Raw genomic sequence first — 18,309 nt, 5'->3', positions numbered from 1 at the left:
CATTTGCCATTCAATTGTTTCGAAGGGGATTACAATCTTTATTTAAAACGGATATTGACGGTCTTTCGTTTGAACAGATACCCATTTTGTTACGGTGAATTCTTCGACAACCCATGGATTTCCGAAGCGTCCTAATCCGCTTGCTTTATTGCCGCCAAAAGGAATATGTGGTGCATCATTTACGGTTTGATCGTTAATATGCGTCATACCAGCATCAATTTGAAGAGCGAGTTCTTCTCCCTTTTGTAAGTCGCTTGTGAAAATGGATGAACTTAATCCATAATCTGTATCATTTGCTAGGGCGATGGCTTCCTCATCCGAAGCAGCTTTAATAATTGGAGCAATTGGGGCGAAAAGCTCAGTTTGTGCAAGTTTACTTGAATTATCAACATTCGTAATCACAAAAGGAGACATAATATTGCCGACTCGTTTTCCTTCCAAGGCAACGGTTGCTCCTTCGCGCTTTGCCTCTTCCACATATGAAAAAGCCTTTTCAAGCTGACGTTCGTTAATTAGTGGTCCGATAATATTCGTTGGATCGCTCGGATCTCCGTATTGGATTGCTTTAGCTCTTTCCACAAACTTCTCCACAAATTGGTCGTATTTATCTTGATGAACAATGATGCGGTTAATGATCATGCAAATTTGTCCCTGATGAATGAATTTCCCGAAGATCGCGGCATTGACTGCCTGGTCGACATCAGCATCAGATAGTACGACAAACGGACTATTTCCACCGAGTTCAAGTGCAACCCGTTTTAAATTTTGACCTGCAATTCCACCAATATGGCGTCCGACCGCAGAGGAGCCTGTGAAGCTAATAAGCTTTGGAATTGGATTTGTCAGCATGCCATCACCAATTTCCTCAATGTCCGTTAGAATGACGTTCAAGATACCTTTTGGTAATCCTGCATATTCAAAGGCTTTTGCAATAATGGATCCACCAGAAAGAGCGACTTGAATGTCTGGCTTATGAACGACACTATTTCCGAGCGCGATGGCTGGTGCGATCGTTCTCATCGATAAGTTTAGTGGGAAATTAAAGGGTGAAATGGATGAGATAACCCCTAGTGGTAGACGATAGATATGGTTTAGCTTATCTCCAGAAGCGGCTACTTCACGCACTTTATTAACTTCGTCTGCATATTTGAGCGCTTCTTCTAAAAATTCAAGAGCGAGATGATGCTCAACATTGCACTTTAACACGCTTCCACCTGTATCACGTACTAACGTCTGAACGATTTCCTCTTTATTTTCATTAAAATATTGAATCACTTTTTCGAGAACATCTCTTCTTTCTTCCACTGTTGATTTCGCCCATTGTTTTTGCGCTTCTTCAGCTACTTTGAAAGCGTGTTCAAGCTGTTCCTTCGTTGCTAGACGTACCGTTGCGAGAGTGGAGCGATCATACGGATTCAAAATATCATAGCTCCGTTCACTTTCACCTTCCACCCAAACTCCATTAATATAGCTCTTATCCATCACACCTACTGCTTGCATAACAAAACTCCCTCCTGAATCAAATTGATAACGCTTCCAAAAATAGCGTTCGATGATGGGGATAAATGTCTGAATAGTAAAATTATATAAATGAACAACAAGGACGTAAATGTCCTTGTTGTTGTATGTGAAACAATTAAGAAATATTTATAGGATTCTCTTTATTTAAAAGCGAAAGAATTCCTTTATCAGTCCTGTTTTTGGGTGGCCAAACAGATAAATCAAATGGATAGTCTGAGCCAGGTACGACCGAGGCTTCTCCAACTGTTTTAACTAGAAAATCAATGCTATCCTCATTCCAAAGGACTGTATCATACCAGAAACGGCTTAAGTATTCGGATGGGCGAGCTTGTAAATTACGTGAAACTAAGTCCCATTGTTCAAAGCCTTTATCTAGTCTACCGATTTGGTAGGGGAGGAAGCCGCCGCCATGAGCAAAAAGAATCTTTACTTTTGGGTATTTGTCAATCAGACCACTCAATAATAAATCGGTTGCACACACCGTTGTTTCCCACGGAACTCCAATTAAATTAGGCATCATTCTCCTTTTTAGTCGAGGATCCTCACAGAGGAGAGGATGTATAAAGACAATGGCTTCTAGCCGGTTCGCTTCCTCGAAAAAAGGCGTGAAAAAGTGGTCAGATAGCATATGGTCATCGGTCCCTGGACCGATAATTACTCCTTTTAAGCCAAGTTGCATGGCTTCACCTAAAACATTCGCTGCTTTAACGGAATTGGTTAATGGAACCGTCCCAAGTGCTGATAGTTCGTTAGTATGGGAATTTACTAGATTTGCTAATGCTTGGTTGTACACTCTTGAAACTTCTGTTGAAATATCATCGGAGAAATCATACATAAACAGCTGTGGGATTGGAGAAATAACGGAATGAGTGACACCGATTTCTTTTTGTTCCTGTAAAAATAACTCACTATTTATAAAGGCCTTCTTCAATTCAAAGCCCCATTTTTCGTTGACGACTAAAAATTCATCTTTATTTTCTTCTTTTTTTACCCATCTAGCATCGACTTTTTGTTGATGATCTTTTAACCAAGATAAGACTTCTGCTGGGATAAAATGTGTATGGAAATCGTACATCTAAATCACTCCTTACTATTTTTAGTGTCCTCGATAACCCATTCGCTCGGATATTTCTTTTGCTGCTTGAATGACTTTTTTGGACAGAGTGGGAATTTTATGAGTTTGGATTCTTTGTTTAGGTCCGACTATTGTGAGAGCAGCAATCACCTTACCTTTGTAGTCATAGATCGGAGCAGCAACAGAATTAACTCCTTCAAGAAATTCTTCGACACTATAGGCAAAGCCATCTTTTCTCACTTTTTTTAGGTAAGTTCGAAGTTGCTCGGGATCTGCTACTGTGTTTTTATTAAATTTCTGTAGACCTTTATTGATAACGCTTTCAATTATCTCCTGATCAGAAAAAGCAAGTAGGACTTTCCCTGAACTTGTGCAATAAGCAGGGTTTCTTTTTCCAATATGTGTTAAGAAACGGACAGGATGGTTACATTCCACTTTATTTAAGTAAATGACTTCGAGATTATCTAGTACAGAAATATGAGCAGTTTCACCGATATTTTCGACTAGTTTGATTAATACAGGCTGGGATTCTCTATAGACATCCATATGATTATTAACGATGCCGCTCAAAGAAAGAAGGGAGAGTCCTAAACGATATTTTTTCGATTCAGGATCCTTGAATACAAAGCCCTCACTAGCAAGTGTACTCATCGTTCTACTTACTGTACTTTTATTAAGGCCAAGCGAAGTGGATAGGTCAGTAATTTTTTTCTCAGGTTCATCCATTGTAAAACTTTTAAGGATACGAAGAGCATTTTTAACGGATGAAAGATGGTTATCATCACGTTCAACCATTGCCATTTACATTCCTCCTTTATTGTTTCTCTATGGTAAACATAGAATCTATAGTGGAAATCATAACAAAATCGAAAATAAAAATAAAGAGATTTTTCTAAAAATTTAACTTTTCGGTCAATATAACTAGAAGGCCGATTTATCGTGGATAAAAAAGTTTTATAAAAAATATCCCGTGTTGCATATAGAGCAATTTGTACATTGTATTCGTAAAAGGTAAGCGTTAACATAATTTTTAGAAAATATAGAAAAAACATAATATTAGGGAGGACTCACATCATGCAAGTAGAAACTAAAGTAAAGGCAATTAATTGTTTGCACTTCATTAATGGACAGTTTGTAGAATCCCAGAATAAAAAAACATTCGAGAATATTAATCCAGCCACAGAAGAAGTGCTTGGAACTGTAGCTGAAGGTGGTAAGGAAGAAGTTGACTTTGCTGTAAGAGCAGCTAGAAGAGCTTTAGATGGTCCATGGAAAAATATCACACTAACAGAACGGTCCAAAATTATTCGTAGAATTGGAGACTTAATCCTAGAAAGACAGGAAGAGCTTGCAAGACTAGAATCATTGGATACGGGCAAGCCATTTGCATTAGCGAATAAAATCGATATTCCACGAGCAGCTTACAACTTCCACTTTTTCGCAGATTACATGATTTCAGTAGGGACAGATGCTTATCAACAAGATGACCAAGCGATTCATTACGCATACCGTCGACCAGTTGGGGTAGTTGGAATCATTAAACCTTGGAATCTACCACTGCTACTTTTAACTTGGAAGCTTGCTCCGTGTTTAGCCATGGGCAATACGGCAGTCATAAAGCCGGCAGAGTGGACACCAATGACTGCGACAGTTCTGATGGAAATTTGTAAAGAAGCGGGCGTTCCAGATGGGGTTGTCAATTTAGTCCATGGATTTGGTCCAAATTCTGCTGGTGGAGCTATTTCAGAGCATCCAGATATTGATGCGATTTCATTCATTGGTGAACCAGGAACAGGATCGGCAATTATGAAATCGGCAGCTGATTCTCTTAAAAAACTTTCTTATGAGCTAGGTGGGAAAAATCCAAACATTATTTTTGCAGATAGTGATTTAGACGATGTAATTGAGACAACGATTCGTTCTAGCTTCATTAACCAAGGCGAAGTTTGTCTCTGTGGCTCTCGGATTTATGTAGAACGTCCAATTTTTGACGAATTTGTGCAACGATTTGTAGAGGTGGCAAAGGAATTGAAGGTAGGAGATCCACTTGAAAAGGATACCAATGTTGGAGCTCTTGTCAGTAAGGAACATTACGACAGAGTGATGAGCTATGTGGAAATAGCGCAAAATGATGGCGGGACAATCCATATTGGCGGAAAACGTCCTGAAGGCTTCGAAAAAGGGTATTTCCTTGAGCCAACGATTATCACTGGATTGGATTGAAATTCTCGTTGTGTGAGCGAAGAGATTTTTGGACCAGTTGTCACGATTACTCCATTTGATATGGAAGAGGAAGTCATTATGCAAGCGAATGATACACATTATGGATTAAGTGCGACGATTTGGACGACAGACTTAAAGAAAGCTCACCGCGTTGCTCACCAAATTGAAGCAGGAATCATTTGGGTAAACACGTGGTTCTTACGTGATTTGAGAACTCCGTTCGGTGGAATGAAGCATAGTGGAATTGGACGCACAGGTGGTATGCATAGTCTTGATTTCTACTCAGAACTTTCAAATATCACAATCAAATTATAAGTTTTTAGAAGGGAAGTAGATCTCGTGTCTGATAAAATTACGCAATTTGCTCGCAGGTTAGCAGAAGCAGAAGAAACGAAAATCGGGATTGCACCAATTACGTCTATCGAATCAGAACTAACAATTAAAGAGGCATATTCGATTCAACTCGAGAACATTCAGAGAAAACTAACACAGGGGCAAAAAATAGTCGGAAAAAAAATTGGACTCACCTCATTAGCGATGCAAAATCTATTAGGAGTCGATGAACCAGATTATGGTCATCTTCTCGATCGTATGGTCGTCGAAAATGGCGGGCGTGTACCAGCTGATAAAGTTTTACAACCAAAGGTTGAAGGAGAAATTGCCTTTGTTTTAAATAAGGAACTTAGAGGTCCAAATGTAACCACATTGGACGTACTGCAAGCAACTGAGTATGTCGTACCTGCGCTTGAGATCGTTGATAGTCGAGTGCAAGATTGGAAAATCAAACTTGCTGATACGGTTGCAGACAATGCGTCTTCTGGCTTCTTTGTTCTCGGAGGCAAACCATTAAAGGTTGATGAAGTAGATTTGAAGATGGTGGGAATGGTATTAACGAAAAATGGGGAGATCGTCAATACGGGGGTAGGAGCCGCAGCTTTAGGAAATCCAGCAAGCTGCGTCGCATGGCTTGCTAACAAACTATCAGAATTTGATATTCCATTACGGGCGGGTGAAATCATTTTATCAGGTGCCCTTTCTGCAGCAGTCGAGGCAAAGCAAGGAGATTCATTTACAGCTAGATTCACCCATCTTGGTCAGGTTAGTATTCATTTTTAATAAATGTTGAAGGGGGAGACACATGAATAAGGTAAAAGTGGCCATACTTGGCTCTGGAAATATTGGAACTGATCTAATGTTGAAACTGAGGAGATCTGAGATTCTATCCTTAACGACCGTAATTGGGATAGACCCAGAATCAGAAGGATTGCGAATGGCAAGAGAATTTGGTTTCGAGACAATCGATACAGGGATTAAAGGTTTCTTAGAAAGACCAGAACTTGCGGATATCGTCTTTGATGCTACTTCTGCTAAGGCACATATTAGACATGCGAAACTTCTACGAGATGCTGGGAAGCAGGTTTTAGATTTAACCCCAGCTGCTGTTGGACCATTTGTTGTACCTTCAGTCAATATCAATGAACATTTAGATGCCGATAATATCAATTTAATTACATGTGGTGGTCAAGCAACCATTCCAATCGTTCACGCGATTAATCGTGTTCAAGCAGTCGAGTATGCCGAGATCGTAGCGACGATTTCAAGCAGGAGTGCAGGGCCGGGTACGCGAGCGAATATTGATGAATTTACACAAACGACCGCAAGTGGAATTGAAAAAGTTGGTGGAGCAAAAATGGGGAAAGCGATTATCATCTTAAATCCAGCGGAACCGCCAATTCTTATGAGGGATACGATTCATGTTCTGCTCGAAGGTAATCAGGTCGATGAAGAGGGGATTATTGCTTCCGTAAATGAAATGGCACAGCAGGTACAGTCCTATGTTCCAGGTTACCGTTTAAGACAAGAGGCGTTTTTTGATGGCAATCGGGTAACGGTATTTATTGAAGTCGAAGGAGCAGGAGACTATCTCCCAAAATACTCCGGGAATTTAGATATTATGACGGCTGCAGCTGTAAAAGTAGCAGAAGAATGGGCGAAGCATAAAATTGCGAAAGTAGCGAGTGTCTAATCAGGTGGAAGGGAGTGGAGCATGGATATGGTAGCAAATAGAGATGTACTAATTACAGAAGTAGCATTAAGAGATGGAAGTCACGCAATCCGTCATCAATTCACCGTGGAACAAGTAGTGGCAGTAGCAAAAGGTTTAGATGAAGCAAATGTCCCTTATATTGAAGTATCACATGGCGATGGATTAGGAGGATCTTCCTTACAATACGGCTTATCAAAAACAAATGAAATGGAACTCATCGAGGCGGCTGCAGCGACGGTAAAAAATGCGAAGATTGCGGTTTTATTATTACCAGGAATCGGGACGATGCCTGAGCTAAAGGAAGCAGCAAATTTAGGTGCGAAAATGGCTAGAATTGCCACCCATGTAACGGAAGCAGATGTTTCACCACAACATATTTCTCTTGCGAAGGACCTTGGACTAGAAACAGTTGGGTTCCTCATGATGTCTCATATGGCTCCTACAGCAAAAATAGTAGAACAAGCAAAATTAATGGAAAGCTATGGAGCTGATACAGTCTATGTTGTCGACTCGGCAGGAGCACTTTTGCCCCATCAGGTAAAGGAAAAAATAAGAGCACTAAAAGATAGTCTAACGGTAAATGTCGGTTTTCATGCACACAACAATTTATCTTTGGCAATGGCTAATACGCTTGCAGCAATTGAAGAAGGAGCAACACGAATTGACGGTAGTATTCGTTGTCTTGGTGCTGGAGCTGGAAATACACAAACAGAAGTCCTTGTGTCAGTACTAGATAAGCTGGGTATTCAAACAGGAGTAGACATTTATAAAATGATGGATATCGCAGAAAATATTGTCGCTCCTATTCTTGAAAAACCACAGGAAATTACAAAAGATAGCCTCGTTTTAGGGTATGCAGGTGTCTATTCTAGCTTTCTCTTACATGCTCAAAAGGCTTCTGCGAGATTCGGAATTGACTCTCGAGATATTCTGATTGAACTTGGAAAAAGAAATGTTGTTGGTGGACAGGAAGATATGATCGTCGATGTAGCAGCGGAGCTTGCCGGAAAGAAAACAAAAGATTTAAATAGAGTGTGATTCTTTAAGTCTCGTTCGTAACATAAAGGAGGATAATCATGAGTAGCACCATATATAAGGAGATTGCCGCACATTTAGTAGCAGCAGAAGTTGAAAAGCGTGAGGTAAAAAAGGTAACTTCCACCTTCAAATCCGATCTGACAGTTGATGAAGGATATTTGGTCCAAGAGGAAATTGTCAAAATCAAGCTAGAAGAGGGAAAGAGAATTATCGGCCCGAAAATGGGGCTCACAAGTCTTGCGAAAATGCAACAAATGAATGTCAATGAACCGATTTATGGTTATGTATTCGACTATATGTTGATTGAGGACGGAGGAAAGGTTTCTTTGCAAGACCTCATTCATCCAAAGGTGGAAGCTGAAATTGCTTTTGTGATTGGTGAAGATATTGAAGGACCTGGAGTGACTGGGGCACAAGTACTAACGAAAACGGAATATGTCCTCCCAGCTCTTGAAATCATCGATAGCCGTTATGAAAATTTTAATTTCACTTTACCTGATGTGATTGCTGACAACGCCTCTACCTCCCGCGTTGTGTTTGGGGCATCTCTTAAAAAAGCAGAGCAATTTGAGCTTGATTTAGTAGGTGGCGTCTTAACAATTAACGGTGAAATTAAAGAATTAGGAGCTGGAGCAGCTGTCCTAGGTCATCCAGCTAATTCGATTGCAATGCTTGCGAACATGCTCTCAAGAAAAGGGGAGAAGGTAAAAAAAGGAGATATTATTCTCACTGGTGGAATTACTGGGGCTGTCATGTTAAAAAGCGGAGACTTTGTTAGTGCTAAGTTTGATGGGATTGGTGAAGTGACCTTTAAAGTCACTGATTAAGTATGATTATGTGAAAGAAAGGAGTCAAAAGTCCAATGCCAATTATAAATGTTCAGCTAATAGAAGGCCGAGAAGAAAAAAAGATTGCTGAGGTCATTCAGAATATCACCCACACCGTTTCTGAAACGCTAGATGCACCGAAAGAAACAATAAGAGTGATCGTGACAGAGGTTCCGAAAACCCATTGGGGCAAAGCCGGAAAACCGATGTCGGAAAAATAATGATAATAGAAAAGGAGGAATTATAATGACAATAGAGCTCAGTTTGCTCGCTCCACATGTGCCAAGTATTTGTCATGAGGACCAAGTTCCAGAATTTCAAAAGGATATGGTTGCGTACATGAAAGGAGTATCCAGAAAAATTTATGAAATTAAGCCAGATGTCGTCGTATTAGTTTCATGTCATTGGCCATCTACTTTCTTTCATTATGTTGATTGTACGAAAGAACATAAAGGGATACTTACCGCTTTTGAAGCACCTGATTTAATTAAAGATGTCCCTTATCATTACCCTGGGGATGCTGATTTAGCAAATGAACTTGTCCAAGCAGGTCAATCTGCGGGTCTACAAGTTCAAGGGGTAAATGACCCTTATTACGTATGGGATTATGGAACGGTTGTGCCTTTGCGATATCTTGTCCCAAATGAAGATATTCCTGTCATTAATCTATCTGTTACTTTAGCGGCAAGTCTTGAAGAAACGTATCAATGGGGCAAAGAAATTGCCAATGTTTTAAGAGAAAGTGATAAAAAAGTAGTCTTTGTTTCTAGTGGAGCCCTTTCTCATAATCTTGTAAGAGGAAGACATAATAAACCAACCGTATCCGAGCATGCACTAGATAAACAATTTATTGATTTTATCATGAATAAGGATTACAAGGGAGCCTATGACATGCTCCCTCAATATGCAAGACTAGCAAGGGTTGAATCTGGTGGTAGGCATTTAGCGATGCTTTTAAGCATGATTGAGGATGATTGGGAGCCAACCTATTTTGCTGATGGGCAATCATCAGGCAGTTGGAATGCTTTAATTGCATTCGGAGAAAAAGAAAAGGTGCGTTTCGTGGCAGAAGCCGAAGCGGAGATCGTGAAGCAATAATTGAAAACGCTTCAATTAGTAGCGGAGAGGGGAAATTCCTTTTTTTCTCCGCTTATTCTCACATAAGAAATATATTGGAAAATGATAATGTTAACTAGGGGGAGTGATAGAATGCGCACTCAGGTTGGAATTATTGGAGCAGGACCAGCTGGACTTATGTTGTCACATCTTTTACATCTTCAAGGAATTGATTCAATCATTTTAGAAAATCGTTCGAGGGAAGAGATAGAGGAAACAATAAGGGCAGGTGTATTAGAACAAGGTACGGTAGATTTGTTAAATAATACGGGCGTTGGCGAACGAATGTTGAAGGAAGGTCAGTTACACGACGGAATTGAATTACAGTTTAATGGAAATAGACATCGAATAAATATGAATGAGCTAAGTGGCAAAAGTATTACTGTATATGCTCAGCACGAAATTATTAAAGACTTAGTAGCTGCTCGAATTGAGACAGGTGGAAAAATCTTATTTAATGTTCGTAATGTATCCCTCATTGATATTGATTCTAACTCACCGAAAATCAGGTTTCAAAAGGATGGAATCGACGAAGAAGTGAAATGTGATTTTATTGCGGGCTGTGATGGCTACCATGGTCCGAGTCGTAAAGCAATTCCAGAAAAACAAAGGAAGGAAATAAAACACATCTATCCATTTAGTTGGCTAGGAATATTAAGCGAAACCTCTCCTTCAAATCCTGAATTGATATATAGTAATCATGAAACCGGTTTCGCCTTGATTAGTACTCGTTCACCGGAAATTCAGCGTTACTACCTACAGGTAAATCCAAACGATAAACTTGATCAATGGTCCGATGATCGCATTTGGACTGAGCTACATCAGAGAGTTGATATGGATGGCTGGCGCTTAAATGATGGTCCGATTATCCAGAAAAGCATTGTCTCTATGCGCAGCTTTATTTGTGAGACGATGCAATATGGTCGTCTGTTCATTGCAGGTGATGCTGCACATATTGTCCCTCCAACAGGTGCAAAGGGATTGAATCTAGCTATCGCTGATGTTCAAGTTTTAGCAAAAGGTGTTGAACAATTTTATCGCCAAAATGAAATAAACCTATTAGAACAGTATTCTGAAATATGTACAAGACGTGTATGGAAAGCACAGCGTTTTTCTGCATGGATGACACAAATGTTACATCGAAATTTTGAACACACACCATTTGAATACGGTCTTCAATTAGCAGAGCTAGATTCTGTAACGACATCAATTGCTGGTTCGGCTTATTTGGCTGAAAACTATGTTGGTTTGCCACTAGAATGGTAATGAGAAAAAAATTTATGTTGTTGCATATATAGAAACATATGTCTTGCTCGAGGCATTATATCTCTATATGATAAGGATAATTTAAAAAAAACGAAAAATTAAGAATTATTAAAAATAAAACCGATGATTCAAAAATTTTTCGTAAATGTAAGCGTTTTTAAATTTAAATAGGGGGTAAAAATCGATGAAAAGCTTTAAATTGTCATTGGTCAGTTTAGTTATTTTGATATTGCTTATTTTCACTGCTTGTTCAAATTCCAGTGGAGGAAACAGCACCTCTGAAGGGACAGGAAATTCAGGGGGAGAAGCCAGTGGAGAAGAAGTTGAATTTAAAATGGGACATATGAACTCACCTGAACATGTGCAGGACACTGGGGCGATGACTCCATTCAGCGAGGATGTTACAGAACTTACGGATGGGCGAATTAATTTTCAAGTTTATCCCGGAGGTGCTTTAGGTGGACCAACAGACACGTTTGATAATATTGTAACCGGCATTATGGATGCAGGTTGGGGATTACAAGGTTACAATGCGGGTAAATTTACGGTTCACTCCGTTTTGCAATTGCCGTTTCTAGCGGATGGAACAGGGGCAGAATTAAGTGTAGTGGCACAAAAGTTATATGATACTTTTCCAGAAATACAGGAAGAATATTCAGATGTGAAGCCTCTTTGGATTCATGCGGCTGACCCATATGCGATTATTACAAAAGGGAAGGCTGTAAGGAGCTTTGAAGATGTAAAAGGATTAAAGCTTAGAACTCCATCGGTTGAGGCGGGAAGCATGATTGAATCTTGGGGTGCTACTCCAGTTTCTTTACCGGCACCTGAAATTTATGATGCGCTACAAAAGGGAGTCATTGATGGTGGAGTCCTTCCTGTAGCAGCGATTAGAGATTTTAACTTAGCTGATCTTGTAGATTATGTGACTCTTGGTAACTTTAATACAAGTTTATTTTATGTGGTAATGAATAAGGACAGCTGGAACAAAATCTCTTCAGAAGATCAAAAGCTTATCGAGGATGAATTAATAGGTCTCCCGATGGCTGAACGTGCAGGTAAAGCGTTCGACGAACAGAAAGAACGAGCAGAACAAGATGCTGAAGCAGCTGGAGTTGAGTTTATTACGTTGCCAGATGATGAATTAAATAAATTTAAAGAAGCTGCCACAGGGGTTACCGAGAAATGGTTATCTGATATGGAGGCAAAAGGAATCGACGGACAAAAAATCTATGACGAGACAGTGAAATTAATTCAAGGTCAATAGTTTCACACTACGAGGTGATTGTATGAAACCAGAAGTGAATGAAGGTCAATCGTTGGGAGCATCCGCTCTCAACGAAGCCTCTCTTCTGCCAAAAGAGCAGACTGGCAGATTTGAAGCGATCGTTTTGTTTTTGAATAATGTTTTGCATAAGATTTCAAGCATTCTTCTGTTTCTGTTGATGTTTTTAACAACAGCAGATGTGATTGGTCGTTATTTCTTTAATAAGCCGATAACTGGAACGTATGAACTGACTGGATTAATCGTTGCCATCATGATTTTCTTTAGTTTAGGTTCTGCACAAATTAAAAAAGATCATATCGAAATTGATTTTCTAACAAATAAAATGCCCATTAAATTTCAGCAAATTCTCTTTGTTTTGAGTTCATTTATTTTAACAGTGTTACTCGCTTTAACCACATGGCAATTATTTGAGTACATGAAGAGAATTTGGGCAGGAAATGAGACGAGTGGTGATCTAGGACTTCCATTATATATATTTTCTAGTCTAGCAATGGTGGGGGCATTTTGTTTTATGCTCACATACCTTTTGGATACGGTAAAAGGGATAGTTAAGGTGGTGAAGAAAGATGAGTCCTGAGGTAATTGGTTTAATTGGTATTGGATTATTATTGGTGCTTATCCTATTGAGGGTTTCGGTAGGATTATCGTTGTTTTTAGTTGGATTTCTTGGTGTTGCATGGTTATCTGATTGGAATGTTGGTCTTTCCCAGCTAGGTTCTTCTGCCTTTGGAACAGCAAAGAATTATAGCTTAAGTGTCATTCCATTATTTATTTTAATGGGCATGTTTATGTCGAATACAGGGTTGGGAAAAGACCTTTTTCAGGCTGTCGACAAATGGATTGGACATTTTCGCGGTGGTTTAGCAATCGCGACAGTAGGCGCTTCTTCCATTTTTGCTGCCATTTCCGGTTCTGCTAATGCAACGACGGCCACATTAGCAAAAATTACGATACCTGAAATGAACGAATACAACTATAAAACAACCTTTTCTACAGCAGCTGTTGCAGCAGGGGGAACACTAGGAATCTTAATTCCACCTAGTGTCATTTTGATACTTTATGGAGCGCTCACGAATGAACCAATTGGTCCACTGTTGATTGGTGGTTTAATACCTGGAATCATCTTAACTCTATTATTTATGGCGATGATTAATATTCAAGTTCGCTTAAATCCATCAATAGCTCCAAGAAAAAACATTGTCGTTCCATTAAAGGAAAAATTTATCTCTCTGAAAAGTATTTGGCCATTTCTCATTATTTTTATTGTCAGTATTGGTGGGATCTATTTTGGCGTTTTTACACCAAGTGAGGCAGGTGGTATTGGAGCGATCGGTGCTTTCTTTTTAACGTTAATAACGAAACGCTTGAATTGGTCGAAATTAGTGGCTTCATTAGATGAATCGATACGTTTAACGGTGATGCTTTTTCTCATTTTAATCGGTGCTTCACTTTTCGGGAAGTTTCTCGCGTTAAGCCAAATTCCGATGTATTTAACACGAACAGTAGGGACATTGGATGTCTCGCCATATGTAATCTTGGCAATGATTCTAGTTGTTTATTTTATTCTTGGGATGTTTATGGAAGGGATTGCGATTATGGTGCTTACCTTGCCGATCGTATATCCACTTATTACACAGCTTGGATTTGACGGCCTTTGGTTTGGCATCATTATGGTCATGGTGTTGAATATTGGCGTATTGACACCGCCTCTGGGCCTGAGTGTCTATATTATCAGTGGTGTAGTGAAGAATGTACCAATAGAGAAGATATTCAAAGGGGTCATTCCTGCTGTTATAACAATGGTTGTGTTCACGATTATTCTCGTTATATTTCCAGAAATCGTTACCTTTTTACCTAGCATGATTAAGTGAGCCCACTTAAAGGGCTATAAATTTAGAATAGAGGGGGTTCCGGTATGATTAAGAAGACTCTTGAAGAGAAAGCAATAAAACACTTAAAAGAAAAGATGGATGAAGGTTTGTTGCCGCAGTGGGTTCTAACAGATCCGGATATTTATGATTTAGAAATAGAACATATTTTTGGTCATACTTGGCAATTCTTAGGGCATGAAACGGAAATTAAAGAACCTGGTAGCTATGTTACCCGTTGGATGGTTCATGATCCCGTGATTCTTTTAAGAAATCGCAATGGTGAAATCAAAGCGTTTTTAAATTCTTGTACTCACCGGGGAACGCAATTATGTACCGCTGATCGTGGCAATAAGAAAACGTTCACATGCCCGTATCATGGCTGGAGTTACAATACGGATGGAGAATTGATTGGAATTGTCGCAGGAAATAAAGTGTATGGGGAAGAGATGGATAAGTCAGAATGGGGACTGCGACCAATTCCGAAAGTGGAGTCCTATCAAGGGATGATTTTTGGTAATCTTGATCCAAATGCAGAATCGCTTGAAGATTATTTAGGAGATATGAAATGGTATCTTGATATTCTACTAGGTAGAAGTGGTGGCATGGAAGTGATTGGTTTACCACAAAGATGGGTCGCAAAAGCAAATTGGAAAGCGACGACGGAGAATTTTGCTGCTGACCCGTATCATGTGCAAACGACTCATCGTTCTACGGTAGAAATGGGGATCAGCCCAGAAGATCCATTATATGCAGGCTATGGTCACCAAGTTGTCCTAGATAACGCTCATGGGATCAATGTGATTACATCGAAAACTGGAAAGGCGAGGGTACCTTTTCAGGGAACACCTGAATCGATGTGGCCTTTGTTTGAACAGCACTTAACGCCAGAGCAGTTAGACATACAATCAAAAGTAACCGTTTTCGTAGGCGGTGTTTACCCGAATCTCTCCTTTGTTAGTCCGATTCATGGAACAGAAGGTCATCTGCATAATTATTTAAATTTTAGAATGTGGCGACCATTATCACCGGAAAAGGTAGAAGTTTGGTGTTGGTTCTTAATTGATAAATCGATGCCTGAAGAATATAAAAAAGATGCATATAAAGGATATTTAGGTTCCTTTGGACCCTCTGGAACGCTTGAACAAGATGATACTGAAACTTGGGCGCGGATTGTAGAAGTGAGTAAGGGGATAATGATGAAGGACAAGGAATTAAATTATAATAGTGTGAGCAACTATTTAATGGGTTATAGCCATGTTGAGCCCGATGAGAATTTTCCTGGTCCAGGAACAGCCTATCCAACAACTTATATCGATGCGATGTCAAGGAGAATGCATGAAAGATGGCTAGAGTTACTTTCAAAGGATCTGCTGGTAAAGGAGGAGAGAACATGAGTCAACTACAAAACAAAGTTTCTCCAGAAGTACAATCAGAAATTATGAACTTCTATTATCAAGAAGCTTATTACCTTGATAATCGAAAATATAAAGAATGGCTTGAGCTGTTAACAGATGACATTAAATATCGAATGCCACTTCGAGAAACAGTTGAAGGCGTTGGAGTCGATGATATTGCCGTTGATTCATCCTTTTTCGAGGAAACAAAAATTTCTTTAAGAACAAGGGTCAATCGCTTATACACGAAATCAGCTTGGGTTGAAAATCCAGCAACAAGACAAAGACATTTTATCACCAATATTTTTATTGAAGGTACCGATGACGAAAATAAATATAAAGTAAGAAGTTATTTTCTTTTTAAAAGAAGCAGAGGTTCAACAACCGATATTGAAGAAATGTTTGGAGAAAGACATGATACGATCAGATTGGAGCAAAATCAATGGAGGATCGCCACACGAGTAGTCTACCCAGACCAATCCGTCATCACCACGATGAATATGAGTATGTTCTTATAAGGATCTCAAAAAGTCTAATTCACTAATAGAATTAGACTTTTAAATTTTCAGCCAGTCCCTCTTTTTCAAAATAGAACTATCCTCCGTTTCATCCACATAATCATTAATATCCCGATAAATACGTCTTAAGGCTTAGATTCATTTACTTACTCAGTCTATAGAAAATCCTCAATCTTTTGGTATGATAACAGTAAGAAGAATTGAGTGCGAAAATGGGATCAGAGGGAATTCGAAACCTTTTATCCGATCCAATCGTAATACAATAGAGGATTATATGTTAGGAGTCGATAAAAAAGTGAATCCATTTATATCGTTTATATTACGGTCGTTTATTGCACTGCCAACGGCTGGATTCGTTTGGCTAATTAGTTATTTCGGTTTTGAACAAACCCTTTTAGCCTCCACAGGATTATCAATTGTTGGTGGTTTTCTCGTGTATTTCCTTATAAAAGGGATTATGAAACACCGTTTTATTAAAAGCCAAGGTCTTACAAGGCGTGAATATAAATATATTGAGAAAAATTTAGACGAAGCGAAAAGAAAAATAAATCGTCTTACTAAGGCATTGTTTTCTGCTAGACAAGTGAGCATGTTAAAGCAGAATATGGAGATTGCTCGTGTCACTAGAAAAATTTATCGCATTACAAAGAAAGAGCCGAAACGATTCTATCTTGCTGAGAAGTTCTATTTTTATCATTTAGATTCATATGTGGAGTTAGCAGAGAAATATTCCTTCTTGTCTTCACAGCCAACGAAAAATATCGAGATCAATCTAGCGTTAAAAGAAACACGGAGAACGATGGATGAAATGAGGTATTCATTGGATAAGGATCTCGAACAAATTTTAGCGAATGATCTCAATACGCTTCATCTCGAACTTGATGTAGCAAAACATAATATGAATACGTTGAAAGAATCGCGATTTCTTGATGAAAGTAGGAAACTGAAATGACCGAAAAAAACGATTCTCTATTTGGAAATACGAGTCCTGTATTTGATGATTTGTTGGCGAATCCATTCGCTGAAGAACAAAAACAAGCGGAAGCCTCTTCTTCTCACGTAAAAAAGCCAGTGAAGTTAATTGATGTTATCCCTGAAGAGAATCGAGTGAAGGCATATCAGCTTGCCGAACAAATCGATCCGAAAAATCATGAAGCGATGATTTTTTACGGTTCACAGGCACAAGGAAAACTCCTATCTTTTTCCCATTCGATGCTTGAACATGTACAAAAGCAAGATATAGGGGAAATAGGGGATATCATCCATAATTTGATGCAAAAATTAGGCAGTGTCAATCCCGATGATTTAAAGCCAGAGAAGCCATCTTTTTTTTCAAAAATGTTTGGGCGAATTTCCAGTTCCATTCAAGAGATACTATCGAAATATCAAAAAACAGGTGCTCAAATTGATCGAATTGGTGTACAGCTGGAACGGAGCAAGAACACGTTATTAAGTGATATTCATTATTTGGAGAAGCTTTATGAAAACAATAAGGACTACTTCAATGCATTAAATGTGTATATTGCAGCTGGTGAGCTTAAGCTAGAAGATCTCAGGGAAAAGACCATTCCTGAATTACAGAAAAAGGCAGAAGCCTCTCAAGATCAAATGAAGTATCAAGAAGCGAATGATATGATTCAGTTTGCTGACCGCTTGGATAAACGTTTGTACGATTTAAAACTAAGTCGTGAAATAACGATCCAAAGTGCTCCGCAAATACGACTTATTCAAAATACCAATCAAGCTCTAGTGGAGAAGATCCAATCTTCCATTCTAACTGCCATCCCATTATGGAAGAATCAAGTGGCTATTGCTTTAACGTTAATTAGACAACGAAGTGCTGTTGAAGCTCAAAAACAAGTGGCAAAGACGACCAATGAGCTGTTGTTACGAAATGCCGAAATGTTAAAGGCGAATACAATTGAAACGGCAAGGGAGAATGAGCGGGGCTTTGTTGATATTGAAACATTAAAGAAAACGCAGGAAAACTTAATTTCTACTCTTGAGGAGACGATGCGGATTCAAGAAGAAGGAAGAAATAAGCGGCGTCAGGCTGAATATGAATTGGCGACAATGGAAAATAATTTGAAGCAAAAACTGTTGATGATGAAAGAAAATTAAAAAT

General features: G+C 39.1%; 17 protein-coding genes and 1 pseudogene. 15 read left to right on the top strand and 3 right to left on the bottom strand.

Annotation, left to right across the window (positions count from 1 at the left end):
• Positions 1-42: 42 nt before the first annotated feature.
• The 3 genes from AA0X71_RS15895 to AA0X71_RS15885 form a co-directional block, all read right to left on the bottom strand.
• Complete coding sequence (locus tag AA0X71_RS15895; protein ID WP_413356275.1) at positions 43-1,500, bottom strand: aldehyde dehydrogenase family protein; 1,458 nt, start codon at positions 1,498-1,500, stop codon at positions 43-45.
• Positions 1,501-1,636: 136 nt separating this feature from the next.
• The gene (locus tag AA0X71_RS15890) at positions 1,637-2,596 is read right to left on the bottom strand and encodes an amidohydrolase family protein (RefSeq protein WP_413356274.1); all 960 of its coding nucleotides are present in this window, start codon (positions 2,594-2,596) and stop codon (positions 1,637-1,639) included.
• A gap of 21 nt (positions 2,597-2,617) precedes the next feature.
• Complete coding sequence (locus AA0X71_RS15885) at positions 2,618-3,397, bottom strand: IclR family transcriptional regulator (RefSeq protein ID WP_413356273.1); 780 nt, start codon at positions 3,395-3,397, stop codon at positions 2,618-2,620.
• A 273-nt stretch (positions 3,398-3,670) separates the two neighbouring features.
• On the opposite strand from AA0X71_RS15885, the pseudogene AA0X71_RS15880 reads away from it, so the two are divergent.
• The 15 genes and pseudogenes from AA0X71_RS15880 (at position 3,671) to AA0X71_RS15810 (ending at position 18,305) form a co-directional block, all read left to right on the top strand.
• Positions 3,671-5,134 (top strand): annotated as a pseudogene (locus AA0X71_RS15880) (aldehyde dehydrogenase).
• A 24-nt stretch (positions 5,135-5,158) separates the two neighbouring features.
• Positions 5,159-5,935, top strand: coding sequence for a 2-keto-4-pentenoate hydratase (locus tag AA0X71_RS15875; protein ID WP_413356272.1), 777 nt, complete (start codon positions 5,159-5,161; stop codon positions 5,933-5,935).
• Positions 5,936-5,957: 22 nt separating this feature from the next.
• Positions 5,958-6,845 (top strand): acetaldehyde dehydrogenase (acetylating), encoded by an 888-nt coding sequence (locus AA0X71_RS15870; protein ID WP_413356271.1) that lies wholly within the window; start codon positions 5,958-5,960, stop codon positions 6,843-6,845.
• A 27-nt stretch (positions 6,846-6,872) separates the two neighbouring features.
• Positions 6,873-7,904 (top strand): 4-hydroxy-2-oxovalerate aldolase, encoded by a 1,032-nt coding sequence (gene dmpG, locus AA0X71_RS15865; RefSeq protein WP_413362625.1) that lies wholly within the window; start codon positions 6,873-6,875, stop codon positions 7,902-7,904.
• Between the two features lie 38 nt (positions 7,905-7,942).
• Positions 7,943-8,731: a 2-keto-4-pentenoate hydratase gene (locus AA0X71_RS15860; RefSeq protein WP_413356270.1), complete on the top strand. Its 789-nt coding sequence runs from the start codon at positions 7,943-7,945 to the stop codon at positions 8,729-8,731.
• A 35-nt stretch (positions 8,732-8,766) separates the two neighbouring features.
• Complete coding sequence (locus AA0X71_RS15855; RefSeq protein WP_413356269.1) at positions 8,767-8,952, top strand: 4-oxalocrotonate tautomerase; 186 nt, start codon at positions 8,767-8,769, stop codon at positions 8,950-8,952.
• Between the two features lie 25 nt (positions 8,953-8,977).
• Positions 8,978-9,829 carry an extradiol ring-cleavage dioxygenase gene (locus AA0X71_RS15850; RefSeq protein WP_413356268.1) on the top strand — a complete coding sequence of 284 codons (852 nt, stop codon included), beginning with the start codon at positions 8,978-8,980 and terminating at the stop codon, positions 9,827-9,829.
• Positions 9,830-9,940: 111 nt separating this feature from the next.
• Positions 9,941-11,113 carry a 4-hydroxybenzoate 3-monooxygenase gene (locus tag AA0X71_RS15845; RefSeq protein ID WP_413356267.1) on the top strand — a complete coding sequence of 391 codons (1,173 nt, stop codon included), beginning with the start codon at positions 9,941-9,943 and terminating at the stop codon, positions 11,111-11,113.
• 184 nt (positions 11,114-11,297) lie between these two features.
• Positions 11,298-12,380, top strand: coding sequence for a TRAP transporter substrate-binding protein (locus tag AA0X71_RS15840; RefSeq protein ID WP_413356266.1), 1,083 nt, complete (start codon positions 11,298-11,300; stop codon positions 12,378-12,380).
• 22 nt (positions 12,381-12,402) lie between these two features.
• Complete coding sequence (locus AA0X71_RS15835) at positions 12,403-12,978, top strand: TRAP transporter small permease (protein ID WP_413356265.1); 576 nt, start codon at positions 12,403-12,405, stop codon at positions 12,976-12,978.
• On the top strand, positions 12,968-14,272 hold the full coding sequence (locus AA0X71_RS15830; RefSeq protein WP_413356264.1) for a TRAP transporter large permease: 1,305 nt from the start codon (positions 12,968-12,970) through the stop codon (positions 14,270-14,272). The genes AA0X71_RS15835 and AA0X71_RS15830 overlap by 11 nt, the downstream gene beginning before the upstream one ends.
• 44 nt (positions 14,273-14,316) lie before the next feature.
• Positions 14,317-15,666 carry an aromatic ring-hydroxylating oxygenase subunit alpha gene (locus AA0X71_RS15825; RefSeq protein WP_413356263.1) on the top strand — a complete coding sequence of 450 codons (1,350 nt, stop codon included), beginning with the start codon at positions 14,317-14,319 and terminating at the stop codon, positions 15,664-15,666.
• On the top strand, positions 15,663-16,184 hold the full coding sequence (locus AA0X71_RS15820) for an aromatic-ring-hydroxylating dioxygenase subunit beta (RefSeq protein ID WP_413356262.1): 522 nt from the start codon (positions 15,663-15,665) through the stop codon (positions 16,182-16,184). The genes AA0X71_RS15825 and AA0X71_RS15820 overlap by 4 nt, the downstream gene beginning before the upstream one ends.
• Positions 16,185-16,479: 295 nt before the next feature.
• Positions 16,480-17,136, top strand: coding sequence for a 5-bromo-4-chloroindolyl phosphate hydrolysis family protein (locus tag AA0X71_RS15815; protein ID WP_413356261.1), 657 nt, complete (start codon positions 16,480-16,482; stop codon positions 17,134-17,136).
• Positions 17,133-18,305 (top strand): toxic anion resistance protein, encoded by a 1,173-nt coding sequence (locus tag AA0X71_RS15810; protein WP_413356260.1) that lies wholly within the window; start codon positions 17,133-17,135, stop codon positions 18,303-18,305. The genes AA0X71_RS15815 and AA0X71_RS15810 overlap by 4 nt, the downstream gene beginning before the upstream one ends.
• Positions 18,306-18,309 lie beyond the last annotated feature (4 nt).

The organism is Robertmurraya phoenicis (assembly GCF_047302285.1).
Taxonomy (GTDB): domain Bacteria; phylum Bacillota; class Bacilli; order Bacillales; family Cytobacillaceae; genus Robertmurraya.
Note: the sequence above shows the minus strand (reverse complement) of the source record. Positions and strands in the feature narration are given on the sequence as shown.

Coding starts and splice junctions, on each gene's coding strand:
- AA0X71_RS15895 (WP_413356275.1), bottom strand. CDS start 1,500: ATGCAAGCAGTAGGTGTGATGGATAAGAGCTATATTAATGGAGTTTGG.
- AA0X71_RS15890 (WP_413356274.1), bottom strand. CDS start 2,596: ATGTACGATTTCCATACACATTTTATCCCAGCAGAAGTCTTATCTTGG.
- AA0X71_RS15885 (WP_413356273.1), bottom strand. CDS start 3,397: ATGGCAATGGTTGAACGTGATGATAACCATCTTTCATCCGTTAAAAAT.
- AA0X71_RS15870 (WP_413356271.1), top strand. CDS start 5,958: ATGAATAAGGTAAAAGTGGCCATACTTGGCTCTGGAAATATTGGAACT.
- dmpG (WP_413362625.1), top strand. CDS start 6,873: ATGGTAGCAAATAGAGATGTACTAATTACAGAAGTAGCATTAAGAGAT.
- AA0X71_RS15860 (WP_413356270.1), top strand. CDS start 7,943: ATGAGTAGCACCATATATAAGGAGATTGCCGCACATTTAGTAGCAGCA.
- AA0X71_RS15855 (WP_413356269.1), top strand. CDS start 8,767: ATGCCAATTATAAATGTTCAGCTAATAGAAGGCCGAGAAGAAAAAAAG.
- AA0X71_RS15850 (WP_413356268.1), top strand. CDS start 8,978: ATGACAATAGAGCTCAGTTTGCTCGCTCCACATGTGCCAAGTATTTGT.
- AA0X71_RS15845 (WP_413356267.1), top strand. CDS start 9,941: ATGCGCACTCAGGTTGGAATTATTGGAGCAGGACCAGCTGGACTTATG.
- AA0X71_RS15840 (WP_413356266.1), top strand. CDS start 11,298: ATGAAAAGCTTTAAATTGTCATTGGTCAGTTTAGTTATTTTGATATTG.
- AA0X71_RS15835 (WP_413356265.1), top strand. CDS start 12,403: ATGAAACCAGAAGTGAATGAAGGTCAATCGTTGGGAGCATCCGCTCTC.
- AA0X71_RS15830 (WP_413356264.1), top strand. CDS start 12,968: ATGAGTCCTGAGGTAATTGGTTTAATTGGTATTGGATTATTATTGGTG.
- AA0X71_RS15825 (WP_413356263.1), top strand. CDS start 14,317: ATGATTAAGAAGACTCTTGAAGAGAAAGCAATAAAACACTTAAAAGAA.
- AA0X71_RS15820 (WP_413356262.1), top strand. CDS start 15,663: ATGAGTCAACTACAAAACAAAGTTTCTCCAGAAGTACAATCAGAAATT.
- AA0X71_RS15810 (WP_413356260.1), top strand. CDS start 17,133: ATGACCGAAAAAAACGATTCTCTATTTGGAAATACGAGTCCTGTATTT.